This is a genomic window from Paenibacillus wynnii (assembly GCF_000757885.1).
GTDB lineage: Bacteria > Bacillota > Bacilli > Paenibacillales > Paenibacillaceae > Paenibacillus_AQ > Paenibacillus_AQ wynnii.
The window spans coordinates 2,708,027-2,734,299 of record NZ_JQCR01000002.1; the positions used below are offsets into that span (position 1 = coordinate 2,708,027).

A 26,273-nucleotide genomic window follows, 5' to 3' on the forward strand; every position below is an offset into this window, starting at 1 on the left:
GAATAAAAAGATGGAAGAAGATCTGAAGACAGAAGAAGAAATATTGGCCGGTAAGCATTCAGTGTTAGAAGCCATGCGTGCAGGCCGTACAATCAATAAAATATGGATCGCTGAAACGGCACAAAAGCATTTAACAGCACCTATTATTGCTGAAGCAAGAAAGGCCGGGATTGTTATTCAGCATGTTGATAAGCGGAAGCTTGACCAACTTGCACCGGATGTTCAGCATCAAGGGGTAGTTGCGCAGGCAGCACCATATGCATATGCAGAAGTTGAGGATATTCTAGCTGTAGCTGCAGCCAAAGGTGAAGCGCCATTTCTTTTACTCCTGGATGAAATTGAAGATCCTCATAATTTGGGTTCAATTCTGCGTACGGCTGACTGTACTGGCGTTCATGGCGTTATCATCCCTAAACGGCGCTCCGCTCAGATCACTGCCGCGGTATCGAAAACATCAGCTGGTGCAGTAGAGTATGTTCCAGTAGCTAGAGTCACTAACCTCGGACAGACGATAGATCGTCTCAAAGAAATGGGGATTTGGGTTGTTGGAACAGATGTGGATACAGATCAAGATCTGTTTGGGTCTGATATTTTCACGGGACCTGTAGCAGTAGTGATCGGGAATGAGAACAAAGGCATGGGTCGTCTGATTCGGGAAAAATGCGATATTTTGCTTAAATTACCGATGGCCGGAAAAATAAATTCACTGAATGCATCTGTAGCTGCCGGTGTTATTATGTACGAAGTCGTACGGCGTCGGCGACAGGGATAATATGGTTGACTGGCGGGACGTGCTTCTTGTGGATGGTTATAACATGATTGGCGGCTGGCCAGATTTAGCGGAATTATCGCATACCGGCATGAAGGAAGCTCGAGACCGACTTCTGGATATGCTGGCTGATTTTCAGGCCTTTTCGGGCCGTCGCATCATCGCTGTATTTGATGCTTATCGTGTTCCTGGACTCGGACGGGCTTTTGTTCAGGGGAAGGTGCAGGTTTATTTCACAAAAGAAAAAGAAACCGCCGATGAATGTATTGAACGGCTGGTAGGTGAACTCAGTCACCGGCGCCGGCAGATTTATGTGGCAACCAGTGACTTGGTGGAACAGCATGTTATTTTTGCTCACGGTGCCTTGCGACTCTCTGCCAGAGAACTGCGTCTGGAGATAGACGAGAATCAAAGGGAAGTTAAAAAGGCCATCGACAAGCCGGGTGCTCGAAACTCCCGGCATGCTCTAGAAGATAAGCTCCCCCCTGAAGTGCGCAGCAAGCTTGAAGATTGGCGCAGAAAGTCTTGAGTAAGCAAAAGGAACATCAGTCCTCACAAATGCCATAATATGCTATTGATGATTGTTTTTGGACAAACTTCGGTTGACGGTGTAAGGTAACATAATATATACTGTTCGTATATTTCGAGAAGTAACGATGTGTCTTGCGTTGCAGCCGGGGGGATTCTTGGTGAGTGTCGACCTCAAGGAATTAATGCTATCCGAGTATGATTGCATCAGCGATGAAGATATTGTCGAGGTTTTCCGTGGTGGCGACAGTGGCGCATTGGAGTACTTGATTAATAAATACCGCAATTTCGTCCGCGCCAAAGCTCGCTCTTATTTTTTAATTGGTGCCGACCGTGAAGACATTGTACAAGAAGGTATGATTGGCCTTTATAAGGCAATTCGTGATTTCAAAGGGGATAAGCTTTCTTCGTTCAAAGCATTTGCCGAGCTATGTATCACGCGGCAGATCATAACTGCGATTAAGACTGCGACCCGTCAGAAGCACATTCCTCTTAATTCATACGTTTCATTGGACAAGCCCATCTATGATGAAGATTCCGACCGTACACTTATGGACGTCATTTGCGGAACCCAGGTGATGGACCCGGAAGAACTGATTATCAATCAGGAAGAATTCATGGGGTTGGAAGACAAGATGGCTGAGATACTCAGTGATCTTGAACGTAAAGTTCTAATGCTATACCTGGACGGACGATCCTATCAGGAAATTGCTGAGGATTTGAAGAGACATGTGAAGTCGATTGACAATGCACTGCAGCGGGTTAAGCGGAAATTGGAAAGATATCTGGAAGTGCGTGACAATTAATGATATAATGACAGGGAAAGGCTCGGACTTCGAGTCTTTTTTTAGTTTGTGATCAGGGTCCCTATGTTTATTCATAGCTGTAATGCATCATAATGTAAGAATCACAGCGGAGTGAAAAGGAAAAGACTATAGCAAAGACAACGAGCGTAAAAGATGTTGCATTCCCTAAATTCACCCAACATAGAAGGCAATTCTTTCGTTGACACAGACCTTGACATTATGCTAAAGTGTTTTAGGTAGGCCTAAATTCGCGGCTTTTTTTAAAATATCGGAAAGATAGAGCTCTGCTCCATTCTTTTTTGATATTTCAAAGAGATAGGATGCCGTTCTAATAAGGACGTCAACACCCTTTCTTTTTGGGATCAATATTTGCGTCTTCTAATTTGCATATTAGAAGAACGTCTCGGGAGGTGCACATCATGCGGGTAATTATCACTTTGGCTTGTACAAGTTGCAAACAAAGAAACTATGCGACAACCAAAAACAAGCGAAATCACCCCGACCGCATGGAGATGAAGAAATTTTGCAAGTATTGTAACTCGCAAACTCCTCATCGCGAAACCAGATAGTCTTTGGAGGTGTAGTCGGCGTGAAACGTAGTTTCAAGTCAATGTTTTCCTTTTTCACTGAGAGCTGGAGTGAACTCAAAAAAGTTCGCTGGCCTAGCCGTAAGGAACTGACAAACTATACATTGATCGTTCTCGGTACAATTGTAGTTGTCGCTGTTTACTTCTGGGTTCTGGACATCGGTATTTCCGCTGTGATTGAAGCGATTATTTAGAGAGGTCCCAGGTGGCTTGATATGGAAAAAAGATGGTATGTCGTTCATACCTATTCAGGGTATGAGAACAAAGTCAAAGCCAATTTAGAAAAACGCGTTGAGTCTATGGGCATGGAAGACAAGATATTCCGTGTTCTTGTTCCTATGGAAGAAGAACTGGTAAGCAAAGACGGCAAGACCAAAACGGTCATGCGTAAAGTTTATCCTGGATATGTCTTGGTGGAAATGGTCCAAACTGATGATTCCTGGTATGTTGTCCGCAATACGCCGGGCGTTACTGGATTTGTTGGTTCGACAGGCTCAGGTTCGAAGCCTACGGCTCTGCTTCCAGAAGAAGTAGAACAAATTCTGAAGCATATGGGTATGGTTGAACCTAAGGCTAAGATTGATTTCGAAATCAAGGAATCGGTACGCATTATGGTTGGTCCCTTTGCGAATTTTGTGGGCTCCGTGGAAGAAATTTTGGTGGATAAGAGCAAGATCAAAGTACATGTTAACATGTTTGGACGGGAAACCCCGCTAGAGTTGGATTTCACTCAAGTGGAGAAGATATAACTACGCATAAGGGTTTCTTGTGGGAGGGCGCGTAAGCGTACCGAAGACCACTATTTACGCAAGGAGGTGTCACTCATGGCTAAAAAAGTTATTAAAATGGTGAAACTGCAGATCCCTGCAGGGAAAGCGAATCCAGCGCCTCCAGTAGGTCCGGCGTTAGGACAAGCGGGTGTCAACATCATGGCATTCTGTAAGGAATTCAATGCTCGTACAGCTGACCAGGCTGGTCTTATCATCCCGGTTGAAATTACAGTATTTGAAGACCGTTCATTTACCTTTATCACCAAAACTCCACCGGCTGCTGTTTTGCTTCGCATCGCTGCGAAAGTAGAAAAAGGATCCGGCGAACCAAACAAGAAAAAAGTAGGTAAGCTAGGCCGCGCTGCAGTTCGTGAAATCGCTGAGCAAAAAATGCCCGATTTGAACGCTGCTAGTGTTGAAGCTGCTATGCTTATGATTGAAGGTACTGCTCGCAGTATGGGAATCACAATCGAAGACTAATAGGTCTTCGAGGATCGGTCATTCGTGACCTTAATATGTGGGAGGAATTTCCGCTAACACCACAAAGGAGGAACATTTTCATGGCTAAACATGGTAAGAAATACCAAGAAGCTGCTAAGCTGATCAACAGCGAAGCAACTTACGAGCCTTCAGAAGCTGTAGAGCTTGTTAAAAAGGCAGCGACTGCGAAATTCGACGAAACCGTTGAAGCAGCAGTTCGTTTGGGAGTAGATCCCCGTAAACAAGATCAAGCCGTTCGCGGAGTAGTAGTCTTGCCTCACGGCACAGGTAAAACTCAACGCGTGCTTGTATTTGCAAAAGGTGAAAAAGCGAAAGAGGCTGAAGCTGCTGGCGCGGATTTTGTAGGCGATCAAGATATGATCAATAAAATCCAACAAGGCTGGTTTGACTTTGATGTCTGCGTAGCTACACCTGATATGATGAGTGAAGTCGGTAAACTGGGTCGTCTGCTCGGTGGTAAAGGCCTTATGCCTAACCCTAAAGCTGGCACAGTTACATTCGATGTTACCAAGGCTGTTCAAGAAATTAAAGCCGGTAAAATTGAATACCGTCTCGACAAAGCAGGTCAAATTCACGCGCCAATCGGCAAAGTGTCTTTTAATGCTGATCAATTGAACGAGAACCTTAAATCTCTTATCGACGCTCTTAACCGTGCGAAACCGGCTGCTGCTAAAGGTGTATACCTTAGAGGCATTTCGATTTCTTCGACTATGGGACCAAGCGCTCGTGTAAACACAGCTAACTTCAAATAATTAAAGCTTGACTCTATGAGTCATCTTTGATAATCTATAGCAGTTGTGAAGAAGATTAACGGTTATCCTTCTTTAACTTGAATATGCTTACCGTAGACAGTAGGTGCCCTAAGGCTTAATTTCCTACCGAGGTGTTGTGATAGAAACAAGATGCTACTGGGTTCGCCCGTGCAACTAACGTTTATCAAGCCTTCGTGATTCTGCGGAGGCTTTTCTAATGCCTGCGTAGGAACAGCTGAGGTTCTTCGGAAATGATGCTGTCACATAAATTTTCAGGAGGTGTATACATTGGCAAATGAAAAAGTAATCCAAGCAAAACAGGACGCGGTAGACGTTGTTGCAGCTAAATTGCAAAACAGTATTACTACTGTTGTTGCTGACTACCGTGGATTGAACGTTTCTCAAGTGACTGAACTGCGTAAGCAGCTTCGTGAAGCTGGCGTTGAATTCCAAGTTCTGAAAAACACATTGCTTCGTCGCGCAACTGCTGCGGCTGAGTTGACTGAATTGGACGGAGTTTTAACAGGACCAACTGCGATCGCGTTCAGTAATACTGACGTAGTAGCTCCAGCTAGAATTTTGAATGATTTCGCCAAAAAGAACGACGCTTTGAAATTGAAAGGCGGCGTTGTAGAAGGCCGTGTTATTGATGCGGACCAAATCAAAGCATTGGCGGAACTTCCGTCCCGCGATGGTTTGCTCTCCATGTTGCTTAGCGTTCTGCAAGCTCCAATGCGCAACTTTGCGCTTGCGGTTAAAGCAGTGGCTGAGAAAGAAGAACAAAGCGCGTAAGCCTTTGATCTTCGCAGTATAATCAACACCAAACACAAAAATTTTAATATAAAAAATGGAGGTTCAATCATGAGTAAAGAAGCAATCTTAGAAGCAATTAAAGGCATGAGCGTATTGGAACTGAACGACCTGGTAAAAGCAATCGAAGAAGAATTCGGCGTAACTGCAGCAGCTCCAGTAGCAGCTGGCGGCGCAGTAGCAGCAGTTGAAGAAGAGCAATCCGAGTTTGACGTAATTTTGACAGGCGCTGGCGCTTCCAAAATCAACGTAATCAAAATCGTTCGCGAAATCACAGGTCTTGGCTTGAAAGAAGCTAAAGACGTTGTAGACAACGCACCAAAAGCAATCAAAGAAAAAGTAAGCAAAGAAGAAGCAGAAGCAACAAAAGCAAAATTAGAAGAAGCAGGCGCATCTGTAGAAGTGAAGTAATTCCTTCTCTTACGGCAAACCCCTTGAACTTGTTCAAGGGGTTTGTTTTTAATATAAACCATGGAAATGGAGGATTGGCATGTCGGAGCATTATTACTCACAACAACCGGGAGCTCGTCATGACAGACGAACCATTGATACAGTCCTTAGAGGAAAAAGTCTTCGCTTTACAAGTGATGCGGGTGTTTTCTCCAAAGGGGATATTGATTACGGCAGCCGGGTTCTAATAGAAGCAATGGATATACCTGAAGGTGCTGCGGTGCTGGATGTGGGTTGTGGATATGGACCCATCGGAATTACAGCTGCCCACCTTATCCCTAAAGGGCATGTGACAATGATTGATATCAATAGTCGGGCAGTTGAACTGGCTAAAGAGAACGCTCTGAATAACGGTATCCGGAATGTTACTATAATGGAAAGCGACATGCTCGGGGCATTGGATGGACAGACATTCGATGTAATCCTCACGAATCCACCGATACGGGCCGGGAAGGCTGTAGTCCATCAGATATTCGAGCAAAGCTATGAACATCTTAATGAAGGCGGGACTCTCTGGATTGTAATTCAGAAGAAACAAGGGGCTCCGTCAGCAGCGGCTAAGCTGGAGAGTTTGTTTGGAAGTGTGGAAGAAGTGGCGAAAGACAAAGGCTATCGAATTCTTAAAGCGAAAAAATAAATAGGTAGGGGTCATTGACTTCTACTATTGATAGTGTTATTATTATAAAATGTCAGTATTAAGATAGGCTCCATTTCTTTAGTTTTCTGAAATGTCAAGTGGTATATTGTCGCCCGGTAAGCGCATGCCGTACGGCAAGTTTTTGCGGATTTTGTTCTCTAGGTTAACTGTTAAGGTGCATTATGCCCTGACAATTTGGGAGCGGCAGCGCATAAACTGTTGCTTGGTGACGTATAATATGTACGTTTTGGGCAAATCTACTGGATATGGGGTATTTTGACCATGGATAAGTGCGCTCTTTATTCGAAGATTTCGATAAGGGCTTTTCTTTATTTATGGATGAATCTACTGCCTTGGTTCCATTATAATGGTCCAAACAGGGGTTCGCAATCAATTTTTAAGTGAGTAGACATGAGGGGTGAGTAAAGTTGGCAGGACATCTTGTTCAGTATGGTCGACGCACTCGGCGGAGCTATGCGAGAATTAACGAGGTACTCGAGGTCCCGAACCTGATCGAGATCCAACAAAAATCTTATGATTGGTTTTTGGAGGAAGGATTGCGGGAAATGTTTCAGGACATCTCGCCGATCCAGGATTTCACAGGTAATTTGGTACTAGAGTTCATTGATTACAGCCTTGGTGAACCGAAATATACGGTTGACGACGCGAAAGAGCGGGACGTTACGTATGCGGCGCCTCTACGGGTTAAAGTGCGGCTCATCAATAAGGAGACCGGAGAGGTCAAAGAGCAGGAAGTGTTCATGGGAGATTTCCCGCTGATGACGGAGACCGGCACTTTTATTATCAATGGTGCGGAACGGGTTATTGTCAGCCAGTTGGTTCGCTCTCCAAGCGTCTATTTCAGCACGAAAGTGGATAAGAATGGCAAAAAAACCTATACCGCCACAGTAATCCCGAATCGCGGAGCTTGGCTGGAGCTTGAGACCGACGCTAAGGACATCATGTATGTTCGTATTGACCGGACTCGTAAAATCCCGGTTACTGTTTTGCTTCGTGCTCTTGGTTTCGGCAGTGATGCTGAAATTTTGGAACTGCTTGGTAATGATGAATATATTCGAAATACGCTGGATAAGGACAACACCGACTCCACGGAGAAGGCGCTTATCGAAATCTATGAGCGTCTGCGTCCAGGCGAGCCTCCGACATTAGATAATGCCAAGAGCTTGCTAGTCGCGCGTTTCTTTGATCCAAAGCGTTATGATCTGGCCAATGTTGGTCGATACAAAATCAACAAAAAGCTTCACATCAAGAATCGTCTGTTTAATCAGCGTCTGGCTCAACCTTTGGTTGATGATTCTACAGGAGAAATTCTTGCAGAAGCTGGACAAATGGTTGACCGTCGCTTGCTTGATGAGCTGTTGCCTTATTTTGACAAGCAAGTTGGCTTCAAAAACTATCGCGTAAGCGGAGTTCTTGACAGCGAAGACATTTCTCTTCAAACTATTGACGTTCATTCGCCAATCGAAGAAGGCCGTGTTCTTAAGCTGATTGCTAACGGTAATATCGATAAGTCAATCAAGCACATTACTCAGGCTGATATTATCTCCTCAATCAGCTACTTTATTAATTTGCTGCATGGCGTTGGTAATACCGATGATATTGACCACTTGGGTAACCGTCGTCTCCGTTCCGTAGGCGAGCTCTTGCAGAATCAGTTCCGTATTGGCTTGTCCCGTATGGAGCGCGTAGTGCGTGAGAGAATGTCCATTCAGGATGCCAATGCGATAACACCGCAGGCCCTGATCAACATTCGTCCGGTTATTGCGTCGATTAAAGAGTTCTTCGGTAGTTCCCAGCTGTCTCAGTTTATGGACCAGACGAATCCACTTGCTGAACTGACGCATAAACGTCGTCTATCAGCACTCGGACCCGGCGGTTTGACTCGGGAACGCGCGGGCTTTGAAGTTCGCGACGTCCATCACAGTCACTACGGTCGTATGTGTCCTATCGAAACACCGGAAGGACCGAATATCGGTCTGATCAACTCATTGTCTACTTTTGCCCGCATTAACGAATACGGATTTATTGAAGCGCCGTACCGTTGGGTAGATCCGAAGACAGGCAGAGTAACCGAGCAAATCGACTACTTGACTGCGGATGAAGAAGATAACTACGTAATTGCTCAGGCAAATGTTCAAATTGAGGAAAATGGTGCATTTAAAGAAGACATGGTTATCGTTCGTTACAACAAAGACTCAGATAACATTACAACGATGCCAAGTAATCGTGTCGACTACATGGACGTATCTCCGAAACAGGTTGTATCCGTTGCGACAGCGCTGATTCCGTTCCTTGAGAACGATGACTCTAACCGCGCACTGATGGGATCTAACATGCAACGTCAGGCAGTTCCTTTGCTTATTCCAAAAGCGCCGCTTGTCGGCACAGGGATGGAGCATAAGTCTGCTAAAGACTCTGGTGTATGTATTGTTTCCAAATATGACGGTATTATCGAACGCTCATCGGCTAATGAAATTTGGTTACGCCGCGTAGAGGCTGTTGAAGGTAAAGAAGTCAAAGGCGATATCGTTAAATATAAATTACACAAATTTATGCGTTCTAACCAAGGTACCTGTATTAACCAGCGTCCTCTTGCAAAAAGAGGGGACATTGTTAAGAAAGGTGATATCCTGGCAGATGGTCCTTCCACGGAAATGGGCGAGTTAGCTCTTGGCCGCAACGTTGTCGTTGCGTTCATGACTTGGGAAGGTTACAACTACGAGGATGCGATCCTGCTGAGTGAGAAACTGGTCAAAGAAGATGTATACACTTCGATTCATATCGAGGAATACGAATCTGAGGCTCGTGACACTAAGCTGGGACCTGAAGAGATTACGCGTGATATTCCAAACGTAGGCGAAGAAGCACTGCGCAACCTAGACGAACGCGGTATCATTCGTATCGGTGCGGAGATTAGTGCCGGCGACATTCTCGTGGGTAAGGTTACTCCGAAGGGCGTAACTGAGCTTACAGCAGAAGAACGCTTGCTGCATGCGATCTTCGGTGAGAAGGCGCGTGAAGTTCGTGATACATCCCTACGCGTTCCTCATGGTAGTGATGGTATTATCGTCGACGTTAAAGTATTTACACGTGAGAATGGTGATGAACTGCCTCCGGGCGTTAACCAATTGGTTCGTGTCTACATCGCACAGAAACGTAAGATTTCTGAAGGTGACAAAATGGCCGGACGTCATGGTAATAAAGGTGTCGTGGCACGTATACTTCCAGAAGAAGATATGCCGTTCCTACCGGATGGCACACCTGTACAGGTTGTCCTCAATCCGTTGGGCGTACCTTCACGGATGAACATCGGTCAGGTGTTGGAAGTCCATATCGGGATGGCAGCATTGCGTCTTGGTATTCATGTAGCAACACCGGTATTTGATGGAGCTCGTGAGTATGACGTGTTTGACACTATGGAAGAAGCAGGCATGCAGCGTAATGGTAAGACCGTATTGTATGATGGCCGGACTGGTGAGCGTTTTGAACGTGAAGTTACAGTTGGCGTTATGCATATGATCAAGCTGGCGCACATGGTTGATGATAAGATTCATGCCCGTTCAACAGGACCTTACTCTCTCGTTACGCAGCAGCCGCTGGGTGGTAAAGCTCAATTCGGTGGTCAGCGTTTCGGGGAAATGGAAGTGTGGGCACTTGAAGCATACGGTGCTGCCTATACGCTGCAAGAAATTCTTACCGTTAAATCTGATGATGTGGTTGGTCGTGTGAAGACATACGAATCTATCGTCAAGGGTGAGAATGTACCGGAACCGGGTGTTCCAGAATCGTTCAAAGTATTAATCAAGGAACTGCAGTCACTGGGTATGGATGTCAAAATCCTCAGCGGTGACGAGCAGGAGATTGAGATGAGAGAACTGGACGATGAGGACGAGACGTCAGGCGACAAGCTGAGCCTCAATTTAGAAGGCGCAGAAGTCGGAGCAGAATAAATACACGATATATAAATTGCATTTAAAAAGAACCGTGCGCCCTCTTTTGATCTTCGGATCAAGGGAGGGTTAAGCGGTACTAAATCAGGATTAGGTTAAGGAGGGTTGCTCCTTGTTGGACGTTAACAATTTTGAATTTATGAAAATCGGACTTGCATCTCCGGAGAAAATTCGTTCTTGGTCCCGCGGAGAAGTTAAGAAACCGGAAACCATTAACTATCGTACGTTGAAACCGGAAAAAGAAGGTCTTTTCTGCGAACGCATCTTCGGACCGCAAAAAGACTGGGAATGTCATTGCGGTAAATACAAACGCGTCCGTTATAAGGGCGTTGTATGTGATCGCTGTGGCGTTGAAGTAACACGCGCTAAGGTACGCCGTGAGCGTATGGGTCATATTGAACTGGCAGCTCCTGTATCGCATATCTGGTACTTCAAAGGTATTCCGAGCCGTATGGGTCTGGCACTTGATATGTCTCCAAGATCTCTGGAAGAGATCATTTACTTCGCATCTTATGTTGTAACTGATCCAGGTGAAACTCCTCTTGAGAAGAAACAACTGTTGTCCGAGAAGGAATATCGCAGCTACCGTGAGAAATACGGATACGGATTTCACGCGGGTATGGGTGCAGAAGCCGTCAAAAAACTGCTTCAAGATATCGATATCGACAAAGAGTTGGAATTCCTCAAAGAAGAGCTGCGTACGGCTCAAGGCCAACGTCGTAACCGGGCGATTAAACGTCTGGAAGTTATTGAAGCATTCCGCAATTCCGGCAACAAACCGGATTGGATGATCATGGATGTTCTTCCGGTTATTCCTCCGGAGCTTCGTCCGATGGTCCAATTGGATGGTGGCCGTTTTGCTACGTCTGACTTGAATGACTTGTACCGCCGTGTAATTAACCGGAACAACCGTCTGAAAAGACTGCTTGACCTCGGTGCTCCTGATATTATCGTGCAAAATGAAAAACGGATGTTGCAGGAAGCTGTCGATGCATTGATCGACAACGGTCGTCGCGGCCGCCCGGTAACGGGTCCTGGTAACCGTCCTCTTAAATCCCTCAGCCATATGCTGAAGGGTAAACAAGGACGTTTCCGTCAGAACTTGCTAGGTAAACGGGTGGATTACTCCGGTCGTTCTGTTATCGTAGTTGGACCTTACCTGAAAATGTACCAATGCGGTCTGCCTAAAAAAATGGCTCTAGAATTGTTCAAGCCGTTTGTCATGAAAGAGTTGGTTAACAAAGGACTGGCTCATAACATAAAGAGCGCTAAACGCAAAGTTGAGCGTGTAAGCCCTGAAGTATGGGATGTACTTGAAGAAGTTATTAGAGAGCATCCAGTACTGCTTAACCGCGCACCAACACTTCACCGTCTCGGTATTCAAGCCTTTGAACCGATTCTAGTAGAAGGTCATGCTATTCGTCTTCACCCTCTCGTATGTACGGCTTACAATGCCGACTTTGACGGTGACCAAATGGCGGTGCACGTACCTCTGTCTGCAGAAGCGCAAGCGGAAGCTCGTATCTTGATGCTGGCATCCGGTAACATCTTGAACCCTAAAGATGGTAAGCCGGTTGTTACTCCTTCGCAGGATATGGTCCTTGGTACGTTCTACTTAACCATGGACAACAAAGAGGAAAAAGGCACAGGAATGATTCTGCGTACCGTGAATGAGGCTGTTTCAGCTTACCAACGGGGTACAGCAGGTCTTCACGCCCGTGTAGCTATTCCTGTTAAGGCATTAGGTAAAACTTGCTTTACGGAACAGCAACAAGGCGCAATGATGATTACGACTGTCGGTAAGATTATCTTCAATGAGATCTATCCGAGCAGCTTCCCGTACATCAATGAAGCTACCAAAACGAACTTGCTGCACGGCACACCTGAGAAATACTTTATCTATGAAAAAGGCGCGGATATCCGTCAGTTGATTATGGATGCTCCGGAAGCCAGTGCTGTAGGTAAAGAATACTTGGGTCTGATTATTGCCCGCTGCTTCGAAACCTATCACACGACCAAAACATCTGTGATTTTGGATAAGATCAAACAGCTCGGCTTCACCTACTCCACACGTTCCGGTGTTACGGTTGCCGTATCGGACGTTATCGTGCCGGAGGAGAAAGCTCAAATCCTGAAAGAATCCGAAGATAAGGTCGATGTGGTTGCTAACCAATATCGCCGCGGTCTGATTACCAATGAAGAGCGGTATGACCGTGTCATTGAGATTTGGTCCAAAACTAAGGATGATCTTACTACCGTACTTTTGAAATCGATGGATCGTTTCAATTCCATCATGCTCATGGTTGATTCCAAGGCACGGGGTAACAAATCGCAGATCACTCAGCTGGGCGGTATGCGGGGACTGATGGCAACACCATCAGGTCGGATTTTTGAACTTCCAATTAAGGCGAACTTCCGTGAAGGTCTTACGGTCTTGGAATACTTTATCTCCACTCACGGAGCGCGTAAAGGTCTAGCCGATACAGCACTTCGTACCGCTGACTCCGGTTACTTGACACGTCGTCTCGTAGACGTAGCGCAAGACGTTATCGTTCGTGAGGAAGATTGCGGAACAGATAAAGGCTTTATGGTTGCACGTATTCAAGATGGTAAAGAGATTATCGAGGATCTATATGACCGTATCGAAGGCCGTTATTGCTTCGAAACGATCCGCCACCCAGAAACAGGTGAGATCATCGTACATCGCAACGATCTTATTGACTCCGATAAATCGGAGGAAATTATCAATGCAGGCATCACCAAATTGCAAATCCGTTCAGTATTGAGCTGTCGTGCCCGTCATGGCGTATGTAAGAAGTGCTATGGTCGGAACTTGGCTACTGGTAAACACGTTGAGATTGGTGAAGCGGTTGGTATTATCGCAGCACAATCTATCGGAGAACCAGGAACCCAGCTTACCATGCGTACGTTCCATACCGGTGGTGTTGCCGGAGACGACATTACCCAAGGTTTGCCGCGTATTCAAGAGTTGTTTGAAGCCCGGAATCCAAAAGGTCAGGCGACAATCAGTGAGGTTGACGGCGTAATCAAGGAAATCCGTGAAACGAAGGACCGTCGCGAAATTGAGGTTCAAGGTGAAGCAGAATCCAAGACTTACTCTATCACTTACGGCTCACGCCTGCGTGTTACCGTTGGACAGGAAATTGAAGCTGGTGATGAACTGACAGACGGTTCTATCGATCCTAAGGAAATGCTGCGTATTAAAGGTATCCGCGGGGTACAGAACTACATTCTGCAAGAAGTGCAGCGTGTATATCGTAACCAAGGCGTTGAAATCAATGATAAGCACGTTGAAGTAATGATCAAGCAAATGCTGCGTAAGATCCGCATTATTGATGCCGGTGATACCACATTGCTGCCAGGTGCTTTTGCAGATATTCATGAATATGAAGCTGCCAACAAAGAAGCAATTCTATCCGGTAAAGAGCCAGCAGTTGCAAAACCTGTATTGCTCGGTATTACCAAAGCATCGCTTGAGACAGATTCCTTCCTGTCTGCCGCATCTTTCCAAGAGACTACACGTGTCTTGACAGATGCAGCGATCAAAGGAAAAGTGGATAAGTTGCTTGGACTGAAAGAAAATGTTATTATCGGTAAGTTGATTCCTGCCGGTACAGGTATGAATCGATACCGTAATGTAAAACTAAGCAATGCCAACGAAGAAAGCTCGAAAGAGTCATTAGAGACTGTTCCGGCTGAATAATGTAATAATCACATCAGAGCATCTCACGCCATGTCCCTTTTAGGGGCATAGCGTGGTTGCCTGTTATGAATATAATAAATTTTATCCTTAAATTCTTGACATCATCGAGTGTTGATGCTAAAATGTTTAAGGTGCGTGAGTAGCCATGTTATCCTTTTTCATTGGAGGAATTGATAATGACTGATGATAGAGGACTACAGGATGCTCAAGTCAAGATCGGGACCAAGCAAACCGTCAAGGCGGTTGAGATGGGCCTAGCCGCAGAAGTCTATGTGGCAGAGGACGGAGATCAACGGCTTACTTCCAAGATTGTTATGCTTTGTAGTAAACAAGGCGTCAAAGTCACTTATGTGGATACGATGCTGAATTTAGGCAAAGCCTGCGGAATTGAAGTGGGCGCTGCTATGGCAGCCGTCTTAAAACAATAGCTCTAGAAACGTTTTTGTACCGGGGGTACATACTTCGGATGCAAGGACTTTTCATTTGTCTTTTTATGAACCACCTGGGTCTGTGGACTTAATAATGAGGTTTATAACTAGATAATCATTTCAGGAAGGGGGTGGCAACAACATGCCAACTATTAATCAATTGGTTCGTAAAGGCCGTCAAGCCAAAATCGAGAAATCTAAATCTCCCGCTCTTCAAAAAGGTTATAACGCCCTTAAGCGTGAGAGTACAAATTTGAGCGCCCCGCAAAAACGCGGTGTGTGCACTCGTGTAGGTACTATGACTCCACGTAAACCTAACTCAGCACTTCGTAAGTATGCCCGTGTTCGTTTGACGAACCGTCTCGAGGTAACAGCTTATATCCCGGGTATCGGACATAATCTACAAGAGCACAGTGTTGTATTACTTCGCGGAGGTAAAGTAAAGGACCTTGCAGGGGTTCGTTATCATATCGTTCGTGGCGCTTTGGATACAGCAGGTGTAGCTAACCGTATGCAAGCTCGCTCTAAATATGGCGCGAAGCGTCCAAAAGCTAAAAAGTAAGACAAAAGACAAATAAGAATAATAACCATTTAAGAAAGGGGGATATCCATGCCACGCAAAGGTCCAGTTACTAAGAGAGACGTATTGCCAGATCCGTTGTATAATAGCAAGTTGGTTACTCGTTTGATCAACCGCATTATGCTGGGTGGTAAAAGAGGTGTCGCTCAAAGCATTCTGTACAATTCGTTCAAGTTAATTCAAGAACGTACGGGTAAAGATCCGATGGAAGTTTTCGAAGCTGCCATCAAGAATATCATGCCGGTTTTGGAAGTAAAAGCTCGCCGTGTCGGTGGTGCTAACTACCAGGTGCCGATTGAGGTTAAACCTGAAAGACGTACTGCTTTGGGATTACGTTGGCTTGTAAACTACTCACGCAACCGCGGTGAGAAGACTATGGAAGAGCGTTTGGCGGCTGAGATCATCGACGCTTCCAACAACACAGGGGCTTCCGTTAAGAAACGTGAAGACACACACAAAATGGCTGAAGCAAACAAAGCGTTCGCTCACTACCGTTGGTAGGATTATAGTCATTCAAATAACTTCTATTTTGAAAGGAGATCCATTTCATGGCAAGAGAGTTCTCCTTAAAAAATACACGTAACATCGGGATCATGGCTCATATTGATGCTGGTAAAACAACTACCACAGAGCGGATTCTTTTCTACACAGGCCGTACGCACAAAATCGGTGAAGTTCACGAAGGTGCTGCTACAATGGACTGGATGGAACAAGAACAGGAGCGCGGAATTACCATTACTTCCGCTGCTACTACCGCTGCTTGGAAGGGCTACCGCATTAATATCATTGATACCCCGGGACACGTTGACTTCACTGTTGAAGTTGAACGTTCCCTTCGTGTATTGGATGGAGCAGTAGGCGTATTCAGTGCGAAGGAAGGCGTTGAACCTCAGTCTGAAACCGTATGGAGACAGGCTGACCGTTATGGCGTTCCTCGTATCGCATATGTAAACAAGATGGACATCATTGGTGCGGACTTCCTTAACGTTGTTCAAGCTATGCGCGAACGTCTTATGGCGAATGCAGTAGCTATTCAACTTCCAATCGGTGCTGAGAATGATTTCATTGGAATCATCGATTTGGTTGAACAAAGAGCACATATCTTCAAAGATGATATGGGCCGCGACGTTGAAGAAACAGATATTCCAGCTGAATATCTGGAGCAAGTTGCTGAATTGCGTCTTGAGTTAATCGAGAAGGTAGCAGAACTTGATGAAGATCTAACGATGAAATATCTGGAAGGTGAAGAAATTACAGTTCCAGAAATCAAAGCAGCTCTGCGCAAAGGCGTAGTAGAAGTTAAGATTTTCCCTGTAATTGTTGGATCCTCATACCGCAACAAAGGGGTTCAGCTTATGCTGGACGCTGTTATTGATTACTTGCCAGCTCCTACCGATGTACCATCTATCACGGGTCACCTTGATGATGGAACTGAAACGATTCGTCAATCTTCGGATGAAGCGCCGTTCTCATCTTTGGCATTTAAAATCATGACAGATCCTTATGTCGGCAAACTTACGTTCTTCCGTGTATATTCAGGTGTCCTGGAATCCGGATCTTACGTATTGAATGCTACTAAGAACAAACGGGAACGTATTGGACGTATCCTGCAAATGCATGCTAACAGCCGCCAAGAGATTTCCGTTGTATACTCTGGTGACATCGCTGCAGCTGTAGGTTTGAAAGATACTAGTACTGGTGATACACTGTGTGATGAGAAGCATCCAGTAATTCTGGAGTCAATGAACTTCCCTGATCCGGTTATCGAAATCGCTGTTGAACCAAAAACCAAAGCCGACCAAGATAAATTGGGCGTTGCTCTCGGTAAGTTGACTGAAGAGGATCCAACTCTTCGTGCACATACTGATGAGGAAACTGGCCAAACCATCCTGGCAGGTATGGGTGAACTTCACCTTGAAATTATTATCGATCGTATGCGCCGTGAATTCAACGTTGAGACTAACGTTGGTAAACCACAGGTAGCATATCGTGAGACTTTCAAGGCACCAGCTCGCGTCGAAGGTAAATTCGTTCGCCAATCCGGCGGTCGCGGTCAGTATGGTCACGTATGGGTTGAGTTTGAACCTCTCGAGGCAGGTATTGGCAATACATTCGAAAGTAAAGTTGTCGGTGGATCGGTTCCTAGAGAGTACATCGCTCCTGCACTTGCTGGTATTGAAGAAGCTATGAAAAATGGTGTCATCGCAGGCTTCCCGCTTGTTGATGTTAAAGCCACTGTCGTAGATGGTTCATATCATGATGTTGACTCCAACGAAATGGCATTTAAAATTGCCGGATCAATGGCACTCAAAGCGGCTAAAGAAAAGTGTAAGCCTGTACTGCTTGAGCCAATCATGAAAGTGGAAGTAACTGTTCCTGAGGAATATATGGGCGATGTAATGGGTATGCTGAGTTCCCGTCGCGGAAGAATCGAAGGTATGGATTCCCGTGGTGGAGCGCAAATTATCCGGTCTAAGGTGCCTCTTTCCGAAATGTTCGGATACTCCACAACCCTCCGTTCTGGTACACAAGGACGCGGCGTATTCTCGATGGAACTCTCTCACTATGAAGAAGTTCCTAAATCCATTTCGGATGAGATCGTTGCTAAGAACAAAGGCGGAGAATAATATTTGTTTTGATTTGCCGTCCGGGTATAACCACTAAGTCACCCTAGATTAAGCATACAACGGACGGCTCCAATATAAGGAACCCCACATTAAGGAGGAACTGTTCAAATGGCAAAGGCAAAGTTTGAACGTAACAAACCGCACGTTAACATCGGTACTATTGGTCACGTCGACCATGGTAAAACGACTCTGACTGCTGCAATCACAACTGTATTGTCCAAAAAATACGGTGGTGCTGCTGTAGCATTCGACCAAATCGACAAAGCTCCTGAAGAGCGCGAGCGCGGTATCACTATTTCTACAGCTCACGTTGAATATGAAACTCCTAACCGTCACTACGCACACGTAGACTGCCCTGGTCACGCCGACTATGTTAAAAACATGATCACTGGCGCAGCGCAAATGGACGGAGCGATCCTGGTTGTATCCGCAGCTGACGGCCCTATGCCGCAAACTCGCGAGCACATCCTGTTGTCCCGCCAAGTAGGTGTTCCTTACATCGTTGTCTTCTTGAACAAATGCGACATGGTTGAAGACGAAGAGCTTTTGGAATTGGTTGAAATGGAAGTACGCGATTTGTTGAACGAATATGACTTCCCAGGTGACGATACTCCAATCATCCGTGGATCTGCTCGTGAAGCTCTTGCAAATCCTGAAGGCGAATATGCACAAAATATTATCGATATGTTCGAAACAATCGATACTTATATTCCGCTTCCAGAACGCGATACTGCTAAACCTTTCTTGATGCCTGTCGAAGATGTATTCTCCATCACTGGCCGCGGTACTGTGGCAACTGGTCGCGTAGAACGCGGAACAGTTAAAGTCGGAGAAGAAATCGAAATCGTTGGTATTCACGAAGAAACTAAGAAATCAGTAGTTACGGGCGTTGAAATGTTCCGTAAATTGCTTGATTCCGCTCAAGCTGGCGACAACATCGGCGCATTGCTGCGTGGTGTTGACCGTACTATGATCGAGCGTGGACAAGTATTGGCTAAACCGAACTCCGTTAAGCCACACACTGAATTCACTGCACAAATCTACGTTCTGACTAAAGAAGAGGGCGGACGTCACAAACCATTCTTTACTGGTTACCGTCCACAGTTCTACTTCCGTACAACTGACGTAACTGGCATCATCAACTTGCCAGAAGGTACTGAAATGGTTATGCCTGGTGACAACATCACTGTAACTGTTTCCCTGATCTCCCCTATCGCTATTGAAGAAGGAACTCGTTTCTCCATTCGTGAAGGCGGCCGTACAGTTGGAGCCGGTACTGTAGCATCTATCCAAAAATAATTTCAGTCTATCCTTAATGGATAGATACTGAAACTTTTAGAACAGAGGGTCTTCTCACGAAGATTCTCTGTTTTTTTATATTGATAACGCAAAAAGTCTGAGACTGGTATAATACCAGCTCAGACTTTTTAATGATTGACTACACTTCTTGAGCGTATATAGGACTTGGTATTTTGCATAGAACAACATGCAGACTAGCAGGAGCATCACCGCTGTTACTATAGGCAAAGGCTTCTTCACCACCAATGTGGATCGTTTCTCCTTTCATCAGGGGAGTGTCTTCTCCATCAACAGTCATCGTTCCGTTCCCTTCAAGTCCCAAAATATATACATCAGTTCCAGGGTGTTTATGAGTAGGTAAGGTTTGACCGGGCATAAAGTTCAAGATAAATACAACACTCTCACCTTTTTGAAACAATATTTTTTTCGTAAAGCGTTCCTCTTGATATTGTACAGCTACTACTAGTTGTTTCTTTTCCATGATAAAATTCCTCCTCGATTTTGGGTGTTCTAATTACATCTTTACACACATTAAACGGAAATGATTGTCCTCCAGCTGATTGATTATGGATGAGATTCCAAGAGATTCAAGCGCTGCAACAAGCGGTTCTGCCCGATGAGGTAAATGAATTTCGATTACAGTGCCTTGCTTCGCTTCACTTACAAACTGCATGAGCTCCTGCTTAGGGTGTTCTCCCCTCAAGACGCTTTCACGCAAATCCAGAATGGCAACGTCACCTTTATAATTTACGTCTAACACTTCATACCTCCTGTGAAAAGACTTAGAGTCTGACTTCATACTCACAATGCTCATGCCCCGTTACATTACACTTTATTTCCTTTACAGAAACCTTCTTATTCAGAATCTTGCATAATGCACCTTCCAGCATAGCGCCTTCTAAATCACAAATCATTTTTTCCTCTAGAAGGGGAAGTCCTATACAAAAGCAATCCTCTACAGCAATATTTATTCTACGCTCATCTTGATAAACGATACGTGGAATGCCAATTTTCAACCGCTCAAATAATTGCAATAAATCATCGATTGACTCAACGGGCAAGTTCTCGCCAATCTTTCGGCCAATGGTTACGGTCGTTCCTTTACCACCTAATGGTAAACCCTGACTCATACCGATTAGCCTGATCGTGCGGAATAACTCTAGCGGAACGGTATCGCCAAGGATCTTCCTATTCATTTTTTTCATATCTTCAAAAGAATAAGATAGCATATGTTCATCCCTCTCTTACTACATCTTCTATATACGTATTGTGACATAGAGGGGAGACGATAACCTTGATATAGATCAAGTAATAATAATTTACTTTGTGATGGTGATCACAAGGAGCTGGGACATTCATTGATAAGGTTAGTATAAGTATCAGTTAGAAAGGGGCGGTGGTATGGGTTGTTCCAGTTGTTGCGATTCAGCATCCTGTGTCCGTCGTGTACCTGTGTTTAATGGACTTTCCGATGTTGAAATCAATCAAATTGAAGGCCTTGTAGATTCAAGACCTTATGATAAAGGGGCTTTTGTTTTTAGAGAAGGGGAGAGATCAGACTCATTATTTGTAGTGAATGAGGGTCTGATTAAGCTCACACAGAGTAGTCGCGACGGTAAGGAGCATATATTGAAGTTTCTTTTCCCGGGGGACTACTTTGGACAGTTCGCGTTACTCCAAAACAAACAAAACTATGTGAATGCAGAGATTATTGAAAGCAGCACGGTGTGCCTTATACATCGCAAGGACTTTATCCCATTATTAGAAAACAACACAACTCTGGCTTATAACTTCCTATTATCCATGAGTGAACAGCTTCATCATGCTGAGGATTGGGCCGCAGCCCTTCATATGCTGGAGGTCGATAAACGTTTGGCTAAGATTCTACTGTATTTTCATTCTAAGGATACACTAAATAGCAAGGTGAACTTGCCGGCTTCCAAAAAAGAGATAGCAGCAATGATTGGGACAACCGCTGAAACGCTTAGCCGTAAGTTGAATCAATTCGAAGAGCTTAATCTCATTAAAGTTAGCAGAAGAGTTATCCACATCCTTGAGTTGGAGGATCTGCAGCATTTAGCTGGTACAAATCGCAGTTAAGTTAACCGTTTCATTCTCTCATGAATGAGGCGGTTTTTTTCTGTGGAGATTATTCTAAAAATTTATTTAAAAATTGTAGCAAAGATATTCATACTAGATTCATATATACCGATGATAACTATAATTATCTTAATTTCCGTCATTATTCGACAAAAGACAATATCCCTTGCTTATATAACATATTTGGAGAAAAGAGAGTGGTACTATGGAAAAATGTCCGTTTGCATTTATGCACGCTTTAGTTCCACAGAAAAAAGATATGAATTCTCCCGCCGCTCCCAATATGGATTCTAACGCACACTCCTTCATTACCGGTTCTTCTTTTCACGCTCTTGAGGGTCATGAAGAGTTAAATGAACAAATGAAGATGATTGCTCTTACTGAGGAAGATTTAGGCCTGCTGCGTGAGATGAAGCCGTCGGTGGAACGTAACATTGAGTATATTATTAATCAATTTTACAACTCGGTGTTGGGTGTGGAGAAGCTGGAAGAGATAATCATTGAACACAGTAGTATAGACCGTCTTAAAAAGACACTGCGTGATCATATTATTGAGATCTTTGACGGCAAGGTAGATCAAGCATATATAGCTAAGCGCTTGGTTATAGCAAGGATTCATAAAAAGGTAGGACTTGAACCGAAATGGTATTTGTCCGCTTTTCAGAATTTACAGAATGTTTTTATTCAAGTTATTTATAATGAGACGAATATTGAAATGGATCGACTGAAAGTAGTACAAACGGTAACCAAGCTCCTTAATCTGGAACAGCAGCTTGTTTTGGAAGCCTACGAGAAAGAAAACATACGTGAGAAGGAAGAGCAGTACGAAATCGTAAAAAATGAGCTGAAACAGAAAATAGCTGAGTTTAGCGGTGAACTCATTGATCTGAGCATCGATACTAATGCCGCTGTTGAGCAGCTGGTGGCGAGCAGTAATGAGGTGAATACATCTTTCCAACGAACCGCCTCCTCCGCTCTGGAGTCACAGGAGATGGCTAGAGATGGACGTGATCAGCTAACTGATCTTAGCGGACAGATTAATCGTATTTTTGAGAGTACAAATGAGATGGAACTTTCAATAGAAGAATTAAGCAGGTCCTCTAAACAAATACAAAAGATAGTAAGTGCTGTACAAGAGATAGCAGACCAGACTAAAATCCTCTCTTTAAATGCTACTATAGAGGCTGCCAGGGCAGGAGAGCATGGAAGGGGATTCACGGTAGTAGCTCAAGAGGTCAGTCGATTAGCGGAAGAAACCAAGAGCACTGTAATTCTAATTGGTGAATTAACAAATAAATCCGGTAAGTTGACATCACAGGTAGTAAATGAAATTCGAACGGTTCAGGAACTTACTAAGAGCGGTAAATTTCAATCGGTGGAGACTAGCCGGTTATTCTCCGATATTGTGGACTCTATGAAGAGCAGTACTCATGAGATTGTTACTGTGGAGGAAGAGATCAAACTACTGATTCATACTATAGAAGGAATAGGATCTTCTACTGCGCAGACAGCAGCTTCAGCGGAGTATTTTAAGTCAGCGACAGCGAGTTTATAACACTATATCTGCAATGAAAAACAACGCATGAAAAAAAATATGCGTTGTTTTAATTAGCTCTTGCAATAGTGCCCAATATTATATATAATAATAAATGTTGTTCTGAGACGTTGCGATGATGCGAGAGGTTACTGACACACCCGGCCCCTTTGCCATGAGGTCGATGTCGGAAAATTTTCGCGGAGTATGTCCGATAATAAATTGGGCGATAGAAGGAGGGACTAAAATGGCAAAGCAAAAAATTCGTATTCGCTTGAAAGCATACGACCACAGAATTCTTGATCAATCCGCAGAGAAGATCGTTGAAACAGCAAAACGTTCGGGTGCTAGTGTATCTGGACCGATCCCGCTGCCGACTGAAAAACAAATCATTACTATTCTACGTGCGGTACACAAGTACAAGGATTCCCGTGAACAGTTTGAACAACGGACTCACAAACGTTTGATTGATATCGTGAATCCAACACCACAAACTGTGGATGCCTTGATGCGCTTGGATCTACCGTCCGGTGTAGATATCGAAATCAAATTGTAATTCTTCTATTAAAGAACTAGGAAAAGAAAAGAGGTGTCAACATTGAAAGGTATCTTAGGAAAAAAACTCGGAATGACTCAAGTCTTTACTCCAGAAGGTAACGTGATCGCGGTTTCTGTTATCGAAGCTGGCCCTTGTGTCATTCTGCAAAAGAAAGACCTGAATATCGACGGATATGAAGCAGTGCAATTGGGCTTTTCTGATAAAAAAGAAAGTCGCTCCAATAAGCCTGAACAAGGTCACGCCAAAAAGGCAAATGCAACACCTAAGCGCTACGTTCGAGAAATTCGCGGTATTGACCTCGGGTCATTCGAGGTTGGACAAGTGCTGAAGGCTGATGTCTTCACTGAAGGCGAATTTGTTGACGTAACTGGTACATCAAAGGGTAAAGGCTTCCAAGGCGTTATCAAACGTTGGGGACAAAGCCGCGGACCAATGGCACACGGATCGCGTTACCACAGAAGACCGGGTTCCATGGGCTCCATTCAAGCTAACCGTGTACCTAAGGGCAAACGCCTTCCAGGACATATGGGTCACACTACCATAACGGTTCAAAAGCTTGAAATTATCAAAGTAGATGTAGAACGTAATGTATTGCTGGTTAAAGGCGCTATTCCAGGTCCTAAAAACAGCTTTGTGAAAGTTAAACAAACCGTTAAGAAATAGTCAAAGAAAGGAGGAACATGAAATGCCAAAAGTAACACTTTTTAATATGAGTGGTGCCGAAGTAGGCGAAGTTGAACTGAGTGATACAGTATTCGGTATTGAACCGAATGTACACGTTTTGCATGAAGCTGCACTTATGCAAAGAGCTTCCCTTCGTCGCGGTACACATAAAGTAAAAGGACGTTCTGAAGTACGTGGCGGCGGACGTAAGCCTTGGAAACAAAAAGGTACAGGTCGTGCTCGTCAAGGCTCCATTCGTTCTCCACAATGGAAAGGCGGCGGCGTTGTCTTCGGACCAACACCACGCAGTTATTCCTGGAAATTGCCTAAGAAGGTTCGTCGTTTGGCCATCAAATCCGCTTTGTCCTCAAAAGTTATTGCTAATGAGATCATCGTATTGGATAGCTTGACAATGAATGCTCCGAAGACGAAAGAATTCGCGGCAATCTTGAGCAACTTGAAAGTTGATCGTAAAGCGTTGATCGTAGCTATTGGTTATGATGATAACGTAGCACTTTCCGCACGTAACATCCCTGGGGTGAAATTCGTAGCGGCTGAAGGCATTAATGTTCTTGACGTACTGACGTACGACAAACTGATCATCACCAAGGAAGCAGTTCTGAAGGTAGAGGAGGTGTTCGCGTAATGAAAGATCCTCGTGATATTATCAAGCGTCCGGTTATTACGGAACGCACATCCGAATACATGAGCGAAATGAAATACGCTTTTGAAGTGGATATTCGTGCTAACAAGACCGAAATCAAAAAAGCTGTTGAGGCTATCTTTAAAGTTAAAGTTACCAATGTGAACACAATGCGTGTACCTGGCAAATTGAAACGTTATGGTAAATATTCCGGTTATACTCCGGAGTGGAAGAAAGCCATCGTTAAACTTAGTCCAGACAGTAAGCCGCTTGAGTTTTTTGAAGCGGTAGAATAAAACTCTGTGAAGTAAGGAGGGAATACAGTGCCAATCAAAAAGTACAAACCGACATCTCCGGCCAGACGTAACATGTCCGTGTCTACGTTTGAAGAAATCACCACCAACCAGCCTGAGAAATCGTTGCTATCACCGCTGTTCAAACATGCGGGACGTAACAACCAAGGTAAAATTACGGTTCGTCACCACGGCGGCGGACACAAACGTAAATACCGTATCATCGATTTCAAGCGGACTAAAGACGGCATACCAGGTAGCGTTGCTACGATCGAGTATGACCCGAACCGCACATCCAATATTGCTTTGATCCACTATGCTGATGGAGAGAAACGTTACATTATCGCTCCTAAAGGCCTTAAAGTTGGGGATAAGATTGAGTCTGGTCCTGCGTCCGACATCAAAATTGGTAACAGTCTTCCACTGGCTAACATTCCAGTTGGTACAGTTATCCACAATATTGAGTTGAAACCAGGAAAAGGCGGACAACTTGTTCGTGCAGCTGGTACAGAAGCTCAATTGCTTGGTAAAGAAGAAAAATACGTTTCCGTTCGTTTGACTTCCGGTGAGGTTCGTAGAATCTTGAGCGTATGTCGTGCAACAATCGGTTCCGTAGGTAACGAAGATCACGAGTTGATCAAGATTGGTAAAGCTGGACGTAATCGCTGGCTTGGCAATCGTCCTCAAGTTCGCGGCGTAGTTATGAACCCGAACGATCACCCACACGGTGGTGGTGAAGGACGCGCTCCAATCGGTCGTAAATCACCAATGTCTCCTTGGGGCAAACCAACCCTTGGCTACAAAACACGTAAGAAAAACAAAGCTTCTGATAAATACATCGTTCGTCGTCGCACAAAATAAGACGCTTCTAGCAAGTAGTAATAGCCCGAAGCGTCGATTCGCGGCTTGAACAGTTGATGAAGGGAGGATACACACATGGGTCGCAGTTTAAAAAAGGGACCATTTATCGATGGTTACCTGCTGAAAAAAGTTGAAGAACTGAACGAGGCTGAGAAAAAGGTTGTTGTGAAAACCTGGTCACGTCGATCAACTATTTTCCCTCAGTTTATCGGACATACGTTTGGTGTATATGATGGCCGCAAACACGTGCCTGTATACGTAACGGAAGATATGGTGGGTCACAAGTTGGGCGAGTTCGCTCCAACGCGTACTTACAAAGGCCACGCGGGTGACGATAAGAAAACAAGAAGATAATTAAAAGGTCTTCGTTTGAGAGGAGGG

Annotated in this window: 29 protein-coding genes and 1 other annotated feature; of the genes, 26 read left to right on the top strand and 3 right to left on the bottom strand. The window is 44.6% G+C overall.

Annotation, left to right across the window (positions count from 1 at the left end):
* Positions 1–10 precede the first annotated feature (10 nt).
* From rlmB to tuf, 18 genes are all read left to right on the top strand, one after another.
* A complete protein-coding gene (gene rlmB / locus PWYN_RS14640; protein WP_036652867.1) occupies positions 11–772 on the top strand; it encodes a 23S rRNA (guanosine(2251)-2'-O)-methyltransferase RlmB in 762 nt (253 codons plus the stop codon).
* A gap of 1 nt (position 773) precedes the next feature.
* Entirely contained in the window at positions 774–1,298 is a 525-nt protein-coding gene (locus PWYN_RS14645; RefSeq protein WP_036652869.1) for an NYN domain-containing protein, read from the top strand.
* Positions 1,299–1,458: 160 nt separating this feature from the next.
* Positions 1,459–2,103 (top strand): RNA polymerase sporulation sigma factor SigH, encoded by a 645-nt coding sequence (sigH, locus tag PWYN_RS14650; RefSeq protein WP_036652871.1) that lies wholly within the window; start codon positions 1,459–1,461, stop codon positions 2,101–2,103.
* Between the two features lie 419 nt (positions 2,104–2,522).
* Positions 2,523–2,672, top strand: coding sequence for a 50S ribosomal protein L33 (gene rpmG, locus PWYN_RS28715; protein ID WP_076099620.1), 150 nt, complete (start codon positions 2,523–2,525; stop codon positions 2,670–2,672).
* A gap of 20 nt (positions 2,673–2,692) precedes the next feature.
* Positions 2,693–2,884: a preprotein translocase subunit SecE gene (secE, locus tag PWYN_RS14655; RefSeq protein ID WP_036652875.1), complete on the top strand. Its 192-nt coding sequence runs from the start codon at positions 2,693–2,695 to the stop codon at positions 2,882–2,884.
* A gap of 21 nt (positions 2,885–2,905) precedes the next feature.
* Entirely contained in the window at positions 2,906–3,439 is a 534-nt protein-coding gene (gene nusG / locus PWYN_RS14660) for a transcription termination/antitermination protein NusG (protein WP_036652878.1), read from the top strand.
* Between the two features lie 75 nt (positions 3,440–3,514).
* A complete protein-coding gene (gene rplK, locus PWYN_RS14665; protein WP_036652881.1) occupies positions 3,515–3,940 on the top strand; it encodes a 50S ribosomal protein L11 in 426 nt (141 codons plus the stop codon).
* 80 nt (positions 3,941–4,020) lie between these two features.
* Positions 4,021–4,713, top strand: coding sequence for a 50S ribosomal protein L1 (rplA, locus tag PWYN_RS14670; RefSeq protein ID WP_036652884.1), 693 nt, complete (start codon positions 4,021–4,023; stop codon positions 4,711–4,713).
* Between the two features lie 72 nt (positions 4,714–4,785).
* Positions 4,786–4,938: a sequence feature (ribosomal protein L10 leader region), on the top strand.
* A 63-nt stretch (positions 4,939–5,001) separates the two neighbouring features.
* Positions 5,002–5,505 (top strand): 50S ribosomal protein L10, encoded by a 504-nt coding sequence (gene rplJ / locus PWYN_RS14675; RefSeq protein WP_036652886.1) that lies wholly within the window; start codon positions 5,002–5,004, stop codon positions 5,503–5,505.
* Between the two features lie 69 nt (positions 5,506–5,574).
* Positions 5,575–5,934, top strand: a complete 360-nt coding sequence (rplL, locus tag PWYN_RS14680; protein WP_036652889.1) for a 50S ribosomal protein L7/L12 — start codon at positions 5,575–5,577, stop codon at positions 5,932–5,934.
* Positions 5,935–6,013: 79 nt separating this feature from the next.
* Entirely contained in the window at positions 6,014–6,610 is a 597-nt protein-coding gene (locus PWYN_RS14685) for a class I SAM-dependent methyltransferase (RefSeq protein ID WP_036652893.1), read from the top strand.
* Positions 6,611–7,038: 428 nt separating this feature from the next.
* Entirely contained in the window at positions 7,039–10,581 is a 3,543-nt protein-coding gene (gene rpoB / locus PWYN_RS14690) for a DNA-directed RNA polymerase subunit beta (protein WP_036652896.1), read from the top strand.
* A gap of 112 nt (positions 10,582–10,693) precedes the next feature.
* Positions 10,694–14,305, top strand: coding sequence for a DNA-directed RNA polymerase subunit beta' (rpoC, locus tag PWYN_RS14695; protein WP_036652898.1), 3,612 nt, complete (start codon positions 10,694–10,696; stop codon positions 14,303–14,305).
* A 176-nt stretch (positions 14,306–14,481) separates the two neighbouring features.
* Complete coding sequence (locus PWYN_RS14700; protein WP_036652901.1) at positions 14,482–14,733, top strand: ribosomal L7Ae/L30e/S12e/Gadd45 family protein; 252 nt, start codon at positions 14,482–14,484, stop codon at positions 14,731–14,733.
* A gap of 142 nt (positions 14,734–14,875) precedes the next feature.
* Positions 14,876–15,295 (top strand): 30S ribosomal protein S12, encoded by a 420-nt coding sequence (rpsL, locus tag PWYN_RS14705; protein WP_036652903.1) that lies wholly within the window; start codon positions 14,876–14,878, stop codon positions 15,293–15,295.
* Positions 15,296–15,343: 48 nt separating this feature from the next.
* Complete coding sequence (gene rpsG / locus PWYN_RS14710) at positions 15,344–15,814, top strand: 30S ribosomal protein S7 (protein WP_036652908.1); 471 nt, start codon at positions 15,344–15,346, stop codon at positions 15,812–15,814.
* Between the two features lie 47 nt (positions 15,815–15,861).
* The gene (gene fusA, locus PWYN_RS14715) at positions 15,862–17,940 is read left to right on the top strand and encodes an elongation factor G (protein ID WP_036652911.1); all 2,079 of its coding nucleotides are present in this window, start codon (positions 15,862–15,864) and stop codon (positions 17,938–17,940) included.
* 108 nt (positions 17,941–18,048) lie between these two features.
* Positions 18,049–19,239 carry an elongation factor Tu gene (tuf, locus tag PWYN_RS14720; RefSeq protein ID WP_036652914.1) on the top strand — a complete coding sequence of 397 codons (1,191 nt, stop codon included), beginning with the start codon at positions 18,049–18,051 and terminating at the stop codon, positions 19,237–19,239.
* 139 nt (positions 19,240–19,378) lie between these two features.
* Here the strand turns inward: tuf and PWYN_RS14725 are convergent, their stop codons facing one another.
* The 3 genes from PWYN_RS14725 to PWYN_RS14735 are packed head-to-tail and all read right to left on the bottom strand — an operon-like array spanning position 19,379 to position 20,468.
* Positions 19,379–19,720: a cupin domain-containing protein gene (locus PWYN_RS14725; protein ID WP_036652915.1), complete on the bottom strand. Its 342-nt coding sequence runs from the start codon at positions 19,718–19,720 to the stop codon at positions 19,379–19,381.
* Positions 19,721–19,753: 33 nt separating this feature from the next.
* On the bottom strand, positions 19,754–19,999 hold the full coding sequence (locus PWYN_RS14730; protein WP_036652916.1) for a hypothetical protein: 246 nt from the start codon (positions 19,997–19,999) through the stop codon (positions 19,754–19,756).
* A 22-nt stretch (positions 20,000–20,021) separates the two neighbouring features.
* Entirely contained in the window at positions 20,022–20,468 is a 447-nt protein-coding gene (locus PWYN_RS14735) for a V4R domain-containing protein (protein ID WP_036652918.1), read from the bottom strand.
* 172 nt (positions 20,469–20,640) lie between these two features.
* Here PWYN_RS14735 and PWYN_RS14740 point away from each other — a divergent pair, with 172 nt between their 5' ends.
* The 8 genes from PWYN_RS14740 to rpsS all read left to right on the top strand — a co-directional run bounded on the left by PWYN_RS14740 (position 20,641) and on the right by rpsS (position 26,246).
* Positions 20,641–21,339: a Crp/Fnr family transcriptional regulator gene (locus PWYN_RS14740; RefSeq protein WP_036652920.1), complete on the top strand. Its 699-nt coding sequence runs from the start codon at positions 20,641–20,643 to the stop codon at positions 21,337–21,339.
* Positions 21,340–21,544: 205 nt separating this feature from the next.
* Positions 21,545–22,894 (top strand): globin-coupled sensor protein, encoded by a 1,350-nt coding sequence (locus tag PWYN_RS14745; protein ID WP_052087959.1) that lies wholly within the window; start codon positions 21,545–21,547, stop codon positions 22,892–22,894.
* Positions 22,895–23,120: 226 nt separating this feature from the next.
* A complete protein-coding gene (gene rpsJ, locus PWYN_RS14750) occupies positions 23,121–23,429 on the top strand; it encodes a 30S ribosomal protein S10 (RefSeq protein ID WP_036652923.1) in 309 nt (102 codons plus the stop codon).
* Between the two features lie 42 nt (positions 23,430–23,471).
* Complete coding sequence (gene rplC / locus PWYN_RS14755) at positions 23,472–24,095, top strand: 50S ribosomal protein L3 (protein WP_036652926.1); 624 nt, start codon at positions 23,472–23,474, stop codon at positions 24,093–24,095.
* Between the two features lie 22 nt (positions 24,096–24,117).
* Positions 24,118–24,741: a 50S ribosomal protein L4 gene (gene rplD, locus PWYN_RS14760; RefSeq protein WP_036652928.1), complete on the top strand. Its 624-nt coding sequence runs from the start codon at positions 24,118–24,120 to the stop codon at positions 24,739–24,741.
* Positions 24,741–25,034 (top strand): 50S ribosomal protein L23, encoded by a 294-nt coding sequence (gene rplW, locus PWYN_RS14765; protein ID WP_036652931.1) that lies wholly within the window; start codon positions 24,741–24,743, stop codon positions 25,032–25,034. The genes rplD and rplW overlap by 1 nt, the downstream gene beginning before the upstream one ends.
* A 27-nt stretch (positions 25,035–25,061) precedes the next feature.
* The gene (gene rplB, locus PWYN_RS14770) at positions 25,062–25,892 is read left to right on the top strand and encodes a 50S ribosomal protein L2 (RefSeq protein ID WP_036652935.1); all 831 of its coding nucleotides are present in this window, start codon (positions 25,062–25,064) and stop codon (positions 25,890–25,892) included.
* A gap of 75 nt (positions 25,893–25,967) precedes the next feature.
* The gene (rpsS, locus tag PWYN_RS14775) at positions 25,968–26,246 is read left to right on the top strand and encodes a 30S ribosomal protein S19 (protein WP_036652940.1); all 279 of its coding nucleotides are present in this window, start codon (positions 25,968–25,970) and stop codon (positions 26,244–26,246) included.
* Positions 26,247–26,273 lie beyond the last annotated feature (27 nt).

Bases quoted from the DNA above. Each gene is read 5' to 3' on its own strand.
- rlmB (WP_036652867.1), top strand. From the start codon at position 11: ATGGAAGAAGATCTGAAGACAGAAGAAGAAATATTGGCCGGTAAGCAT.
- PWYN_RS14645 (WP_036652869.1), top strand. From the start codon at position 774: ATGGTTGACTGGCGGGACGTGCTTCTTGTGGATGGTTATAACATGATT.
- rpmG (WP_076099620.1), top strand. From the start codon at position 2,523: ATGCGGGTAATTATCACTTTGGCTTGTACAAGTTGCAAACAAAGAAAC.
- nusG (WP_036652878.1), top strand. From the start codon at position 2,906: ATGGAAAAAAGATGGTATGTCGTTCATACCTATTCAGGGTATGAGAAC.
- rplK (WP_036652881.1), top strand. From the start codon at position 3,515: ATGGCTAAAAAAGTTATTAAAATGGTGAAACTGCAGATCCCTGCAGGG.
- rplA (WP_036652884.1), top strand. From the start codon at position 4,021: ATGGCTAAACATGGTAAGAAATACCAAGAAGCTGCTAAGCTGATCAAC.
- rplL (WP_036652889.1), top strand. From the start codon at position 5,575: ATGAGTAAAGAAGCAATCTTAGAAGCAATTAAAGGCATGAGCGTATTG.
- PWYN_RS14685 (WP_036652893.1), top strand. From the start codon at position 6,014: ATGTCGGAGCATTATTACTCACAACAACCGGGAGCTCGTCATGACAGA.
- PWYN_RS14700 (WP_036652901.1), top strand. From the start codon at position 14,482: ATGACTGATGATAGAGGACTACAGGATGCTCAAGTCAAGATCGGGACC.
- rpsL (WP_036652903.1), top strand. From the start codon at position 14,876: ATGCCAACTATTAATCAATTGGTTCGTAAAGGCCGTCAAGCCAAAATC.
- rpsG (WP_036652908.1), top strand. From the start codon at position 15,344: ATGCCACGCAAAGGTCCAGTTACTAAGAGAGACGTATTGCCAGATCCG.
- fusA (WP_036652911.1), top strand. From the start codon at position 15,862: ATGGCAAGAGAGTTCTCCTTAAAAAATACACGTAACATCGGGATCATG.
- tuf (WP_036652914.1), top strand. From the start codon at position 18,049: ATGGCAAAGGCAAAGTTTGAACGTAACAAACCGCACGTTAACATCGGT.
- PWYN_RS14725 (WP_036652915.1), bottom strand. From the start codon at position 19,720: ATGGAAAAGAAACAACTAGTAGTAGCTGTACAATATCAAGAGGAACGC.
- PWYN_RS14735 (WP_036652918.1), bottom strand. From the start codon at position 20,468: ATGCTATCTTATTCTTTTGAAGATATGAAAAAAATGAATAGGAAGATC.
- PWYN_RS14740 (WP_036652920.1), top strand. From the start codon at position 20,641: ATGGGTTGTTCCAGTTGTTGCGATTCAGCATCCTGTGTCCGTCGTGTA.
- PWYN_RS14745 (WP_052087959.1), top strand. From the start codon at position 21,545: ATGGAAAAATGTCCGTTTGCATTTATGCACGCTTTAGTTCCACAGAAA.
- rpsJ (WP_036652923.1), top strand. From the start codon at position 23,121: ATGGCAAAGCAAAAAATTCGTATTCGCTTGAAAGCATACGACCACAGA.
- rplD (WP_036652928.1), top strand. From the start codon at position 24,118: ATGCCAAAAGTAACACTTTTTAATATGAGTGGTGCCGAAGTAGGCGAA.
- rplW (WP_036652931.1), top strand. From the start codon at position 24,741: ATGAAAGATCCTCGTGATATTATCAAGCGTCCGGTTATTACGGAACGC.
- rpsS (WP_036652940.1), top strand. From the start codon at position 25,968: ATGGGTCGCAGTTTAAAAAAGGGACCATTTATCGATGGTTACCTGCTG.